Here is a 13,158-nt window from a genome sequence, read left to right on the forward strand (position 1 = left end):
TTTCCGATGGCCGAGACCCATGTGCTGTTCGTCGAGGACGACGACGTCATCCGCGAGGCCACCCAGCTCGCGCTGGAGCGGGACGGCTTCGCGGTCACCGCGGTGCCCGACGGGCTGACCGGCCTCGAAGCCTTCCGGGCGGACCGGCCCGACATCGCGCTGCTCGACGTCATGGTCCCCGGTCTGGACGGCGTCAGCCTGTGCCGCCGCATCCGGGACGAGTCGACGGTCCCGGTGATCATGCTGTCGGCGCGGGCCGACTCGATCGACGTGGTCCTCGGCCTGGAGGCGGGCGCGGACGACTACGTCACCAAGCCGTTCGACGGGGCGGTCCTGGTGGCCCGGATCAGGGCGGTGCTGCGCCGCTTCGGCCATGCGTCGGGCGGCCTGGCCGGCGGCGGGCAGCCGGAGCCGGAGGCCGTCGGCGGGGTGCTGGTCTTCGGGGACCTGGAGGTCGACACCGAGGGCATGGAGGTCCGCAGGGGCGGGGCGCAGGTGGGTCTGACGCCGACCGAGATGCGGCTGCTCCTGGAATTCTCCTCGGCGCCCGGCACCGTGCTCTCCCGCGACAAGCTGCTCGAACGGGTCTGGGACTACGGCTGGGGCGGGGACACCCGGGTCGTGGACGTCCATGTGCAGCGGCTGCGCACCAAGATCGGCCAGGACCGGATCGAGACGGTCCGCGGCTTCGGCTACAAGCTCCGGGCATGAAGCGGCCCGCCCTGCGGACGGGCGTCCGCTGGAAGATCAGCATCGCGATCGCGGCGGTCGGCGCGCTGATCGCGATCGCGCTGAGCCTGGTGGTGCACAACGCGGCCCGTGTCTCGATGCTGGAGAACGCCCGCGAGGTGCAGCTGGAGCGGCTGACCTACGCGCAGCTGCTGTACGAGGCGAAGAAGACGAAGAAGGCCGATCCCCGGTTCGGGGCGAAGCTCAACGATCCGACGATGCCGCAGAGCCTGCGCGAGGAGGTCCGGCGCAACCGCCGCGCCACGCATGTGGACGACTCCGGCGGGGTGCCCGACGTCTGGGCGGCCGTCCCGGTGGGCAACGGGAACGTGCTGTCGCTGCACACCCGGTTCGCGGACCGCTCGACCACGATCATGGGCGATCTGGACCGGGCCCTGATCATCGGTTCGGTCTCGGTGGTCCTCGGCGGCTCCGCGCTGGGCGTGCTGATCGGCGGCCAGCTCTCGCGCCGGCTGCGCAAGGCGGCCACCGCGGCCGGGAAGGTCGCCCAGGGCAATACGGACGTCCGGGTCAGGGACGCGGTCGGCGGTGTCGTGCGCGACGAGACGGACGAGCTGGCCGGTGCGGTGGACGCGCTGACGGACGCGCTGAACGGGCGGATCGAGGCGGAGCGCCGGGTCACCGCGGACATCGCGCACGAGCTGCGTACGCCGGTGACCGGGCTGCTGACGGCGGCCGAGCTGCTGCCGCCGGGCCGCCCGACGGAGCTGGTACGCGACCGGGCCCAGGCGATGCGCACGCTGGTCGAGGACGTGCTTGAGGTGGCCCGGCTGGACAGCGCGTCGGAGCGGGCCGAGCTCCAGGAGATCGCGCTCGGCGAATTCGTCGGCCGGCGGGTGGCGCTGCTGGACCCGGAGGTCCGGGTGCAGGTCGTCCACGACTCCTGGGTCAACACGGACCCGCGCCGCCTGGAGCGCATCCTCGGCAATCTGCTGGGCAACGCGGCCAAGCACGGGTCGACCCCGGTGCAGGTCACGGTCGAGGGCCGGGTGGTCCGGGTCCGCGACCACGGGCCCGGTTTCCCGGCGGCGCTGCTGCGGGAGGGGCCGAGCCGGTTCCGTACCGGGTCGACCGACCGGGCCGGGCACGGGCACGGGCTCGGGCTGACGATCGCGGCGGGCCAGGCCCGGGTGCTCGGGGCCCGGCTGACCTTCCGGAACGCGGCGCCGGAGGGTGCGGCGGAGGGCAGCGGCGGGGCGGTCGCGGTGCTGTGGCTGCCGGAGCACGCGCCGACGGCCACGGGCAGCTATCCGATGCTCCAGTTCGCGGAGCAGCGGGGTCCGGCGGAGCCGGAGAGCGGGAAGCGGGTCTGAAAAAACGGGCGAGGGCCCCGGGACGTGTGTCCCGGGGCCCTCTGCGTACAGCCGTGTCCGGCCGGATCTCCGTGTCCGGTCAGATCTCCGCGACCGCCGGGGCGGGCTTGGCCTCGGGGCCCGCGCCCCTCAGCGGGACCTCCTTGACGAACAGGGAGGCGACGACCGCGACCAGGCCGACGGACGCGCCGACGAGGAAGGCGATGTGGGTGCCGGACGACACCGCGAACTCGTACGCCTCGCGTACCTGCGCCGGCAGCTTGGCCAGGCTCGCCGCGTCCAGCTGAGCGGAGTGCGCGGTGGCCGCGCCGCCGCCGTGGGCCGCCATCTCGTCCTGGACCTTGCCGGTGAACAGCGCGCCCATGATGGCGACGCCGAAGGAGCTGCCGAGCGTACGGAACAGGGTGGTCGAGGAGGAGGCGACGCCCATGTCCTTCAGCTCGACGCTGTTCTGCGCGACGAGCATGGTGATCTGCATCAGGAAGCCCATGCCGGCGCCGAGCACCGCCATGTAGACCCCGGAGGTGAAGCGGCTGGTGCCGGTGTCCATCTGCGCGAGCAGGAAGAGGCCGACGACCATGAGGACCGAGCCCACGATGGGGAAGACCTTGTACTTGCCGGTGCTGGTGGTGACCCGGCCCGCGATGAGCGAGACGACCATCATGGACAGCAGCATCGGCAGGAGCAGCAGCCCCGAGTTGGTCGCGGAGGCGTGCTGCACGGACTGCTGGTAGAGCGGCAGGAACAGCACCGCGCCGAACATCACGAACCCGGCCATGAAGCCGACCACGGACATGAGCGTGAAGTTGCGGTTGCGGAAGATGTGGAGCGGGATCATCGGCTCGGCGGCCTTCGTCTCCACGAAGAGGAAGCCGGCCAGCGCGGCGACGCCGATCGCGATGAGCTCCATGATGACCGCGGAGTTCCAGTCGTACTCGGAACCGCCCCAGGTGGTGACCAGCACGATCACGGTGATGCCGGTGGTGAGCAGCGCGGCGCCGAGGTAGTCGACGTTCCGCTTGGTCCGCTCCCGCTGGGGCAGGTGCAGCACCGCGGTGATCATGATCAGTGCGACGGCGCCGAGCGGCAGGTTGATGTAGAAGCTCCAGCGCCAGCCGAGGTGGTCGGTGATGGTGCCGCCGACCAGCGGTCCGCCGATCATGGCGATGGCCATCACGCCGGCCATCATGCCCTGGTACTTGCCGCGCTCGCGGGGCGGCACGAGGTCGCCGATGATCGCCATGACGCCGACCATCAGACCGCCGGCGCCGAGGCCCTGGACGGCCCGGAAGCCGATGAGCTGGCCCATGTCCTGGGCCATGCCGCTGAGGACCGAGCCGATCAGGAAGATCACGATGGACGTGAGGAAGATGCCCTTGCGTCCGTACATGTCGCCGAGCTTGCCCCAGATGGGCGTGGAGGCGGCGGTGGCCAGGGTGTAGGCCGTGACGACCCACGAGAGGTGTGCGAGGCCGCCGAGGTCGCCGACGATCGTCGGCATCGCGGTGCCGACGATCAGGTTGTCGAGCATCGCGAGGAGCATGGCGATCATCAGGGCGAGCACCACCACCCGGACGCTGCGCTGCGGCGGAGCCGGTGGCTCCGCCTTGGTGGCCGGTGGGCCGTCCGCCTTCCCGTCCGCCGTCTTGATCAGATCCGCCATCTTCCCCAACTCCCCGGTCACCCTGCCACCGGGCCCTTACTTGCCGCCCGGCTAGTTGCTTACACTGGAGGAAGGTAGACCCGTAACTAGCCGGGCGTCAAGTAAGTTTATTTGGGAGAGCACCATGGGCAGCACGCCGCAGCCGCGCCGGGGCAATACGCGCCAGCGCATCCAGGACGTCGCCCTGGAGCTCTTCGCCGAGCAGGGGTACGAGAAGACCTCGCTCCGGGAGATCGCCGAGAAGCTGGACGTCACCAAGGCGGCGCTCTACTACCACTTCAAGACGAAGGAAGACATCCTCGTCAGCATCTTCGACGACCTGAACCGGCCGATCGAGGAGCTGATCGCCTGGGGCGAGGAGCAGCCGCGCACCCTGGAGACGAAGACGGAGATCCTGCACCGCTACAGCGACGCGATGGCGCATGCGGCCCCGCTCTTCCGCTTCATGCAGGAGAACCAGGCGACGGTACGCGATCTGAGCATCGGCGAGACCATCAAGCACCGGGTCCTGGGCCTGGTCGACCTGATCAAGGAGCCCGACGCCCCGCTCACCGACCAGGTGCGGTGCTTCAGCGCGCTCTTCACCCTGCACGCCGGGATGCTCGCCCTCAAGGACGTCGAAGGCGACCCCGAGGAGAAGCGCAAGGCCGCCCTCGAAGTCGCCGTCGAGCTGGTCACCCGGGCCCACGAACCGGAAACCCCCCGGTAGCCCTGCTCGGGGGCAGGGGCCGGGGGGCCGGGGGCACGGGGCGGATCAGACGGTGATGCCGTGCTTGTGCAGGAAGTTGACCGGGTTGACCGCCGAACCGTAGTTCGGGGTGGTCCGGATCTCGAAGTGCAGGTGCGGGCCGCTGGAGTTGCCGGTGTTGCCGGACAGGGCGATCTTCTCGCCCTTCTTCACGTGCTGGCCGATGTGCACGTCGATCTTGGACAGGTGCGCGTACTGCGAGTACACACCGTTGCCGTGCGAGATCACGATGGCGTTGCCGTACGCGGGGCCGTCGCCGCCGCCGTTCGGGCCGGCCTTCACGATCGTGCCGCTGTGGGCGGCCTCGACCTTGGTGCCGATCGGCACGGCGAAGTCCTGGCCGGAGTGCTTGTGCGCCCAGCGGCTGCCGTCGTTGCCGAAGCTCGCGCTCAGCTCGTACTTGCTGACCGGGGCCTCCCACGGAAGCTTGGCGATGGCCTTCTTCTTGGCCGCGGCCTTCTTCTTCGCGGCCTCCTTCTTCTTCGCCGCGTCGGCCTTCTTCTCGGCCGCGTGCTTGGCCGCGGCCTTGCCCTGCGCGGTCGCCTGCTGGGCGACCGAGTCGGCGGTGGCCGAGGAGACCAGGGCCGGGGCCTGGGGGGCGTCCGCAGTGCCGGCCGCGAACGCAGCACCCGCACCGAGAACCATCGACGTCCCCAGGCCGGCTGCCACCACGGCGCCACGGACACGGGACACGGACGGGCGGCGGGACTGGAACGTAACGCGCTTCGACATAAGCGGAAATCCTCCGGAGATGACTGGACCCGGCGGTGTGCCGGGCTGGCCATACCTTGGTAACCCGCACCCCCGCCGGTGCTCAAACACCCCATCTACGATCAAAAGCCGTAGAAAGCACCCTGGGAATTCGCCCGGCGGACCCCCGCCCGGCCCCCTCCGGAAGACCCTCGGACGGCCTCCCCGGAACAGGTTTAGGCCCAGTTCCAAACCGCTCTAACCGGACATACGCCCTCTGTGCGGGCATACGCCTCCGCATACGCCGAGGGCCCGTCCGCCGCAGGGCCGAAAGGCCCCCGACGGATCGGGCCCGTTGCTCCTAAGGCGGCTAGTAGGCCCGGAACGGCCTGTGCGCCTTGTCACCGGCGGTGGGACCGAAGGCCGTCCGTTTCGGGACCTTCGGCCCGGTGCCGCTCGCTGTCACACGGGCAGCGCGGTCACCTTCTTGGCATGCACGGCGACCAGCCGCTCGGCGCCCGCGGCCAGATACCAGCGGTCGAGGTCGCCGGAGCCGTCGTTGTACGTCCAGAGCAGCTTGCCGTCGGCCGGGTCGAAGGCGTGGATGCCGCCCTTCTTGTCGAACTGGGTGGCCCCGTAGAGGACGCCGCCCACCTTGGCGAACTGCCAGGGGGCGTCGATGTCCAGGCTCTCCGGGTTGTGCCAGTGGCGCTTCCCGGTCGCCGGATCGACCGCCCACAGGGCGTGGACGGTGTCCGAGGCGTAGAGGACGCCGTCCAGCACGGCCGGGTCGTTGAACCGGCTGTACTTCTCCGTCGCGAAGGACCAGCGCTCGGCGCCCGTCTCCAGGTCGAAGGCGCGCATCCGCTCACCGGTCGCGATGATGACCAGGCCCTCGTGGACCTCGAAGCCGCGGTTGCTGCTGCGGCCGATCTTCTTCGTCCAGACCTGGTGGCCGGTCGCGGTGTCGCGGACCGTGAGGTTCTCGCGGAAGTCGGTGTAGACGAGGCGCTTGCCGGAGACCCGCGCGGTGAGGCCGTTGGCCTCGGTGCCGTGGTCGCGCTGCTCGCGCCAGACGACCTTGCCCGAGGAGGTGTCGATCGCGGCGATCACGTTGTCCGGAGTGCGGAAGTCCTTGTCCAGGATTCCGGCGACGACATAGACATGGCCGGCGTCGGCGGCGATGACCCGGGGCTGGGAGTACTCCTTGTCGCCGAGCCGGCTGCGCCAGGTGTCCTTGCCGGTCCTGGGGTCGAGCCCGATGATGTTGCCGTCGTAGTGGGCGCTGGCCAGATAGAGCGTCCCGTTCCCGATCAGCATGCTCGCGCCCGGGGTCGTCACCTCGGCGCGCGACCAGATCTCCTTGCCGGTGGCCAGGTCGCGGGCCACCAACGGGTCGCCGGAGACCAGCACCACGTCGTCGACCACGGCGACCGCGGATATCCAGGCCAGCCCGTCGTACGTGGTGGTGTGCTGCCAGGCCGGCTTCGGCTTCCCGCCCGGCCGGGCGACATCGCCCCCGGGCTTGCCGGACTCCCCCGGCTCCGGCGAACCGGAGCCGCCGCCCTCGGCCGGCTCCTCGACCGGGCCGCAGGCCGCGGTCCCGGCACCCAGCAGGGCCAGCCCCGCCCCGGCTCCGGCCAGCTTGAACATCCGCCTGCGCGACACATCGGCTCTGCCCATGGCGTGCCCGTCCCCCTCGTTCATTACGCGATTCCGGGCCCTCGTTCGCAATCGAAAAGCCCCACCCGGGCCGATCACCCGAGGCGGGGACAGACTAACCAGCGGTTTTCCGTCCACGCGCGTAGCGAACGCGACCGGAACGCTCCTGTGACGCCGCTGTCACCGTGTCCGGGACGCGAAAAGGGGCGGCCCCGGCCGGTCGAAACCGGTCGGGGCCGCCCCTTCGGACGCTACTGCCAAAGGCAGCGGGTGTCCGTCACGCTTCCTTCGTCATGTTCGGGCCGCCGCCCGCCGCCTGCTCGATCGGCGGGACGTCGGGCAGCGCCGACTTCTCCTCGCCGCGGAAGGTGAACTTCTCTTCGTCGCCCTCGCCCTCGCTGCCGACGACCACGATGTGGCCGGGGCGCAGCTCGCCGAAGAGGATCTTCTCCGAGAGGACGTCCTCGATCTCGCGCTGGATCGTCCGGCGCAGCGGCCGGGCGCCCATCACGGGGTCGTAGCCCTTCTTGGCGAGCAGCTTCTTGGCCTCCGTGCTGAGCTCGATGCCCATGTCACGGTCCTTGAGCCGCTCGTCCACCTTCGCGATCATCAGGTCGACGATCTCGATGATGTCTTCCTGGCTGAGCTGGTGGAAGACGACGGTGTCGTCGACACGGTTGAGGAACTCGGGCCGGAAGTGCTGCTTGAGCTCTTCGTTGACCTTGACCTTCATCCGCTCGTAGTTCGTCTTGACGTCGCCCTGGGCGGCGAAGCCCAGGTTGAAGCCCTTGGAGATGTCCCGGGTCCCGAGGTTGGTCGTCATGATGATGACCGTGTTCTTGAAGTCCACGACCCGGCCCTGGGAGTCGGTCAGCCGACCGTCCTCCAGGATCTGGAGCAGGGAGTTGAAGATGTCGGGGTGAGCCTTCTCGACCTCGTCGAAGAGGACGACGGAGAACGGCTTGCGGCGCACCTTCTCGGTGAGCTGGCCACCCTCCTCGTAACCCACGTAACCGGGGGGCGAACCGAAGAGCCGCGAGACCGTGTGCTTCTCGCTGAACTCCGACATGTCGAGGGAGATCAGCGCGTCCTCGTCGCCGAACAGGAACTCGGCGAGCGTCTTGGACAGCTCGGTCTTACCGACACCGGACGGGCCGGCGAAGATGAACGAGCCACCGGGGCGCTTCGGGTCCTTCAGACCGGCCCGCGTACGGCGGATGGCCTGCGAGAGCGCCTTGATGGCGTCCTTCTGCCCGATGACGCGCTTGTGGAGCTCGTCCTCCATGCGCAGCAGCCGGGAGGACTCCTCCTCGGTCAGCTTGAAGACCGGGATGCCGGTGGCGGTGGCGAGGACCTCGGCGATGAGCTCGCCGTCGACCTCGGCCACGACGTCCATGTCGCCGGCCTTCCACTCCTTCTCGCGCTTGGCCTTCGCCGCCAGCAGCTGCTTCTCCTTGTCGCGGAGAGAGGCCGCCTTCTCGAAGTCCTGGGAGTCGATGGCCGACTCCTTGTCGCGGCGGACGCCCGCGATCTTCTCGTCGAACTCGCGGAGGTCCGGCGGCGCGGTCATCCGGCGGATGCGCATCCGGGAACCGGCCTCGTCGATCAGGTCGATCGCCTTGTCCGGCAGGAAGCGGTCCGAGATGTACCGGTCGGCCAGCGTCGCGGCCTGGACCAGCGCCTCGTCCGTGATGGACACGCGGTGGTGGGCCTCGTAGCGGTCGCGCAGACCCTTGAGGATCTCGATCGTGTGCGGCAGCGACGGCTCCGCGACCTGGATCGGCTGGAAGCGGCGCTCCAGCGCGGCGTCCTTCTCCAGGTGCTTGCGGTACTCGTCCAGGGTGGTCGCGCCGATGGTCTGGAGCTCGCCTCGCGCCAGCATGGGCTTGAGGATGCTCGCGGCGTCGATCGCGCCCTCGGCGGCGCCCGCACCCACCAGGGTGTGGAGCTCGTCGATGAACAGGATGATGTCGCCGCGGGTGCGGATCTCCTTCAGGACCTTCTTCAGGCGCTCCTCGAAGTCACCGCGGTAGCGGGAGCCGGCGACCAGGGCGCCGAGGTCGAGGGTGTAGAGGTGCTTGTCCTTGAGGGTCTCGGGCACCTCGCCCTTGACGATGGCCTGGGCCAGGCCCTCGACCACCGCGGTCTTGCCGACGCCGGGCTCACCGATGAGCACCGGGTTGTTCTTCGTGCGGCGGGAGAGCACCTGCATGACCCGCTCGATCTCCTTCTCGCGCCCGATGACCGGGTCGAGCTTGGATTCGCGGGCGGCCTGCGTGAGGTTGCGGCCGAACTGGTCGAGCACCAGCGACGTGGAGGGCGTGCCCTCCGCGGGGCCGCCCGCGGTGGCCGCCTCCTTGCCGCCGGAGTACCCGGACAGCAGCTGGATGACCTGCTGACGCACCCGGTTCAGGTCGGCGCCGAGCTTCACGAGGACCTGGGCGGCGACGCCCTCGCCCTCGCGGATCAGGCCGAGCAGGATGTGCTCCGTGCCGATGTAGTTGTGGCCGAGCTGGAGGGCCTCGCGGAGCGACAGCTCCAGGACCTTCTTGGCTCGGGGCGTGAAGGGGATGTGGCCGGACGGGGCCTGCTGGCCCTGGCCGATGATCTCCTCCACCTGCTGGCGGACCGCCTCGAGCGAAATCCCGAGGCTCTCCAGGGCCTTAGCGGCGACACCCTCACCCTCGTGGATCAGGCCCAGGAGGATGTGCTCGGTGCCGATGTAGTTGTGGTTGAGCATCCGGGCTTCTTCCTGAGCCAGGACGACAACCCGCCGCGCGCGGTCGGTGAACCTCTCGAACATCGTTAATCGCTCCTCAGAGCGGTCAGGCAGTAAGGGGTCGGTCCCCTCCCTGTCCTTCCGCAGCTTAGTCCCGCAAGCGGGGACCGCTCATTTCAACTGCCGACACCCGGCCCTGCTTCCCGGGGGATCGCCCGCCCCGAACGCCGACAACTGCTCCAACCCGATGGTGCGAGACGATGTTCCCGCAGGCCAGGCCAATACCCCAGTCGCCAGTACGCCGATGGCGAACGTGAGACGTGGATGGCTTGCGTGTCGCCCCTCCCCACTAGGGATGTCTTACCCGCAATTACAGACAGTCCATGCGGCGTACGCGGGTTCCCTCCGCTACGGGCGAACATCTTCGTACTCCTGAATGCGCCCGTACGCCCCCAACCCGGACACCCTACGCGGTCGCGCGTACGCGCTACGTAACCTGGGAGGCCGGTCGGGGGTTGTTCCGTCATGACCCTCACCGTCCCGCCGCCCCGTGTCCCGCCCGTCGTCGAGCTGGGCGGTGCTGCCCGGGGCGAGCCGTGGGACGGCTGGGCCGGGTGGTACGAGCGGGAGTTGGGCTGGGCCACCGCGGGCGGTGCGCCGGTGCGGCTGCTGACCGGGCTGCGGTTCGACGCTCTCGTCGTCCCCGCCGTGGCCGGACACGCGGCGCTGCGGCGGGTGGGCCCGACGGGGCCGGTGGCGCTCATGGGGCTGCGGATGAGCCTGCTGGTGGCGCCGGGGAGCGCGGAGGAGCTGCCGGGGCTGCTCGACTGGCTGGAGTGGGGCGGGGTCGCGCTGTCGCTGACCGGTCTCGGCGCGGGCGGGCGGATCACCGCTCCGCCGCCGCCGGGGCGTCCGGCGGAGCCGGGGGCCGCCTCCTGGCTGCGGCCCCCCAGGCCGTCACGGGAACAGGACGAAGCGCCGGTTCTCCCGGCTTTCTCCGGCTTCGGGAGCAGGCATGCCGATGCTCCCGACCTCGTCCGGCTCGTGGACGCCGTGGCGACGGAATGCCACCGGGCGCGACTGGCGCGTGCCCGGGCGGGCTTGTTCCACGATGAGCCCGTGACTCAGCCGTTGGCCTTCTCGTAAGCCTCACGGATCTCGGCCGGGACGCGGCCGCGGTCATTCACATTGTGGCCGTTCTCGCGGGCCCACTTACGGATCTCGGCGGTGTCCTTGTTGCCACCGGAGACGGCGCGGCCCTTGCCACGGCCCGACGCCGCACGGCCGCCGGTACGCCGGCCGTTCTTCGCGTAGGGCTCAAGAAGGGAACGCAGCTTGTCCGCGTTGCTGGTGGTGAGGTCGATCTCGTACGTCTTGCCATCCAGCGCGAACGTCACCGTCTCGTCCGCCTCGCCACCGTCGAGGTCGTCAACAAGAAGGACCTGAACCTTCTGTGCCACCGGATTTCCTTTCATCGAAAATGGAGTACGCGGAAAGGAAACCGCTTTTCCTCGGAAAACACAAACCCCCGGGAGAGGTTCAGGAGCTCAAGGAGACGGGAAACATGCGCGATTCGGACATAGGGGCGCGGCCCCTCTTCCGGCTCTTCGCGCGGTCACAGGTGCAGAAGCATCCGGCTGTTGCCCAAGGTGTTCGGCTTCACTCGTTCGAGACCGAGGAACTCCGCGACTCCCTCGTCATAGGAACGCAGCAGCTCGCTGTAGACATCTCCGTCGACGGGCGTCTCTCCGATCTCCACGAAGCCGTGCTTCGCGAAGAAGTCGACTTCGAAGGTGAGACAGAAAACCCGGCGGACGCCCAGCCAGCGGGCGGTCCGCAGCAGCTTGTCGAGGACCTGGTGGCCCACTCCGGCGCCCTTGAGGCCGTGGTCGACGGCGAGCGTGCGGACTTCGGCGAGGTCTTCCCACATGACGTGCAGCGCACCGCAGCCGACGACCGAGGCGTCCTCGTCGCGTTCGGCGATCCAGAACTCCTGGATGTCCTCGTAAAGCGTCACCGTCGCTTTGTCGAGGAGGATGCCTTCGCGCACGTAGCCGTCGAGGAGACGGCGGACGGCGGGCACATCGCTCGTCCGTGCGCGCCGGACGGTGATGGCCGCGTTTATAACCGACGGTTCGGTCTGGGAATCGGTTTGCGGAAGCTCTGAGGACATACGCAGACGCTATCGCCCGGTCTCCGGCTCCGCGTCATCGGCCGCTTCAGCGGCTTCGGCATCCCCGGCCTCGTCCGCGGCGGCCGCGCCGTCCTCGGGAAGAGCGGGCAGAACGATCCGCATCGCGTCGCGCAGGGCCTCGCGCTGCTCGGCCGACATCATCCCGAAGAACGCGACGAGCGCGGCCGCCGGGTTGTCGCTCTGCGACCAGGCTTCGTTCATCAGGGCGGCGGCGTATGCGGCGCGGGTGGAGACGGCCGTATATCGATATGCGCGGCCCTCCACTTCGCGGCGGACCCAGCCCTTCTGATGGAGATTGTCCATTACCGTCATGACGGTGGTGTAGGCGATGGACCGCTCCTGCTGAAGGTCCTCCAGGACTTCCCGCACGGTGACCGGACGATTCCATTCCCAGACCCGTGTCATCACGGCGTCTTCGAGCTCTCCCAATTGACGGGGCACAGCGTCACCTTAGTGCCAGATGTCTGGAATGCGTAGCTATTCACACAGCAAAAGGGCGTACGACTCCTCGGGAGTCGTACGCCCTTTCGTATACGGGAGTGCCCGGCGCACCCCGGAGGGGTCAGGCCCCTTCGGTGCGCGGGGTCTGCTGAACCGACTCGGCGCGGCCGATCGCCGCGTCCACGGCCGCGTCCTCCTTGGCCTTGTTGGGGCCGCCCTGGCTCTTGACGATCGTCACGACCAGGCCGATGAAGAAGGCGGCCATCACCACGGGGGGCACGAGCGCGGATACGTAGTCCATGCCCTCCAGAGTAGCGAGCCGCCTCCCGGCCCCCGGAGAGGCCCTACCCCGCGCGGCGCTGCGGCGGCTGGGGGACCGGGCGGCGCGGCGGGAAGACCTCGGAGGGCTTCGGGGCCGGGCGTTCGGACGGCGGTACGGGGCGGGCCGGGGCCGGCGGCGTCTTCGGCTTATCCGGCTCGGCGGCGCGCCCGCCGGGCAGCGCGAGCAGTCTGCTGCGGGGCGCCGGGGCGGTCGCGGGCACGGCCCGTCCGGCGAGCCGGGCGCGCACCGAGCGCTCCGCGATCATCTGGCAGCGCTCCAGGAGGGCCGCGGCGAGCGGGCCGCCGCGCAGGGCGCGCAGCGCGGCCAGGTCCTCGGGAAGCGGGTCGTATCCGGCGGCCAGGGCGTCCTGGAGGAGTTCCAGATAGCCGGTGAGGGAGCCGGGGAGGGCTTCGCGGTAGCGGACGAGGTCGGCGAGGAGGAAGGCGCGCAGCCGTCCGGCCTCGGCGACGGCCTCGTCCACGCCGCCCGCCAGCCGCAGGCAGTCCTGGACATCCTCGTCGGGCAGGGGCGCGGGGTGCAGCGCGAAGGCGAGGGCGCGTCGGAGCACTCGCAGCTCGTCCGCGCTGAAGGCCATACCGCCGCGTGATCCGTAGGGCGTGGGCATGACGCGACAATACGTGCTAAAGGGACAAAAT

Annotated in this window: 13 protein-coding genes; 4 read left to right on the forward strand and 9 right to left on the reverse strand. The window is 69.8% G+C overall.

Annotated elements, in window-relative coordinates; genetic code table 11:
- The first annotated feature begins 6 nt into the window (after positions 1 to 6).
- Together cseB and cseC are read left to right on the forward strand one after the other, a co-directional pair.
- Complete coding sequence (cseB, locus tag OG338_RS12605; RefSeq protein WP_405937426.1) at positions 7 to 711, forward strand: two-component system response regulator CseB; 705 nt, start codon at positions 7 to 9, stop codon at positions 709 to 711.
- Positions 708 to 2,063 (forward strand): two-component system sensor histidine kinase CseC, encoded by a 1,356-nt coding sequence (gene cseC, locus OG338_RS12610; protein WP_405937427.1) that lies wholly within the window; start codon positions 708 to 710, stop codon positions 2,061 to 2,063. The genes cseB and cseC overlap by 4 nt, the downstream gene beginning before the upstream one ends.
- A 79-nt stretch (positions 2,064 to 2,142) precedes the next feature.
- On the opposite strand, the gene OG338_RS12615 is transcribed toward cseC, so the two are convergent.
- Positions 2,143 to 3,726: an MDR family MFS transporter gene (locus OG338_RS12615; protein ID WP_405937428.1), complete on the reverse strand. Its 1,584-nt coding sequence runs from the start codon at positions 3,724 to 3,726 to the stop codon at positions 2,143 to 2,145.
- A 124-nt stretch (positions 3,727 to 3,850) separates the two neighbouring features.
- Here OG338_RS12615 and OG338_RS12620 point away from each other — a divergent pair, with 124 nt between their 5' ends.
- On the forward strand, positions 3,851 to 4,435 hold the full coding sequence (locus tag OG338_RS12620) for a TetR/AcrR family transcriptional regulator (protein ID WP_405937429.1): 585 nt from the start codon (positions 3,851 to 3,853) through the stop codon (positions 4,433 to 4,435).
- A gap of 45 nt (positions 4,436 to 4,480) precedes the next feature.
- On the opposite strand, the gene OG338_RS12625 is transcribed toward OG338_RS12620, so the two are convergent.
- From OG338_RS12625 to OG338_RS12635, 3 genes are all read right to left on the reverse strand, one after another.
- On the reverse strand, positions 4,481 to 5,206 hold the full coding sequence (locus tag OG338_RS12625) for a M23 family metallopeptidase (RefSeq protein ID WP_405937430.1): 726 nt from the start codon (positions 5,204 to 5,206) through the stop codon (positions 4,481 to 4,483).
- A gap of 420 nt (positions 5,207 to 5,626) precedes the next feature.
- A complete protein-coding gene (locus OG338_RS12630; RefSeq protein WP_405937431.1) occupies positions 5,627 to 6,871 on the reverse strand; it encodes a PQQ-binding-like beta-propeller repeat protein in 1,245 nt (414 codons plus the stop codon).
- Between the two features lie 232 nt (positions 6,872 to 7,103).
- Entirely contained in the window at positions 7,104 to 9,629 is a 2,526-nt protein-coding gene (locus OG338_RS12635) for an ATP-dependent Clp protease ATP-binding subunit (RefSeq protein ID WP_405937432.1), read from the reverse strand.
- Between the two features lie 441 nt (positions 9,630 to 10,070).
- Between OG338_RS12635 and OG338_RS12640 the strand changes: the two genes are divergently transcribed.
- Complete coding sequence (locus OG338_RS12640; protein WP_405937433.1) at positions 10,071 to 10,691, forward strand: SCO3374 family protein; 621 nt, start codon at positions 10,071 to 10,073, stop codon at positions 10,689 to 10,691.
- On the opposite strand, the gene OG338_RS12645 is transcribed toward OG338_RS12640, so the two are convergent.
- The 5 genes from OG338_RS12645 to OG338_RS12665 form a co-directional block, all read right to left on the reverse strand.
- Positions 10,670 to 11,005: an Lsr2 family protein gene (locus OG338_RS12645; protein WP_018102272.1), complete on the reverse strand. Its 336-nt coding sequence runs from the start codon at positions 11,003 to 11,005 to the stop codon at positions 10,670 to 10,672. The two genes, OG338_RS12640 and OG338_RS12645, sit on opposite strands and share 22 nt — an antisense overlap.
- Positions 11,006 to 11,160: 155 nt before the next feature.
- Positions 11,161 to 11,718 carry an amino-acid N-acetyltransferase gene (locus OG338_RS12650; RefSeq protein WP_405937434.1) on the reverse strand — a complete coding sequence of 186 codons (558 nt, stop codon included), beginning with the start codon at positions 11,716 to 11,718 and terminating at the stop codon, positions 11,161 to 11,163.
- A 9-nt stretch (positions 11,719 to 11,727) separates the two neighbouring features.
- Complete coding sequence (locus OG338_RS12655) at positions 11,728 to 12,180, reverse strand: BlaI/MecI/CopY family transcriptional regulator (protein ID WP_405937435.1); 453 nt, start codon at positions 12,178 to 12,180, stop codon at positions 11,728 to 11,730.
- A gap of 121 nt (positions 12,181 to 12,301) precedes the next feature.
- On the reverse strand, positions 12,302 to 12,481 hold the full coding sequence (locus tag OG338_RS12660) for a hypothetical protein (RefSeq protein ID WP_328900838.1): 180 nt from the start codon (positions 12,479 to 12,481) through the stop codon (positions 12,302 to 12,304).
- 43 nt (positions 12,482 to 12,524) lie between these two features.
- A complete protein-coding gene (locus OG338_RS12665; RefSeq protein WP_405940403.1) occupies positions 12,525 to 13,097 on the reverse strand; it encodes a hypothetical protein in 573 nt (190 codons plus the stop codon).
- Positions 13,098 to 13,158 lie beyond the last annotated feature (61 nt).

The organism is Streptomyces sp. NBC_00726, from assembly GCF_045161735.1.
In the GTDB taxonomy this organism is placed as follows: domain Bacteria; phylum Actinomycetota; class Actinomycetes; order Streptomycetales; family Streptomycetaceae; genus Streptomyces.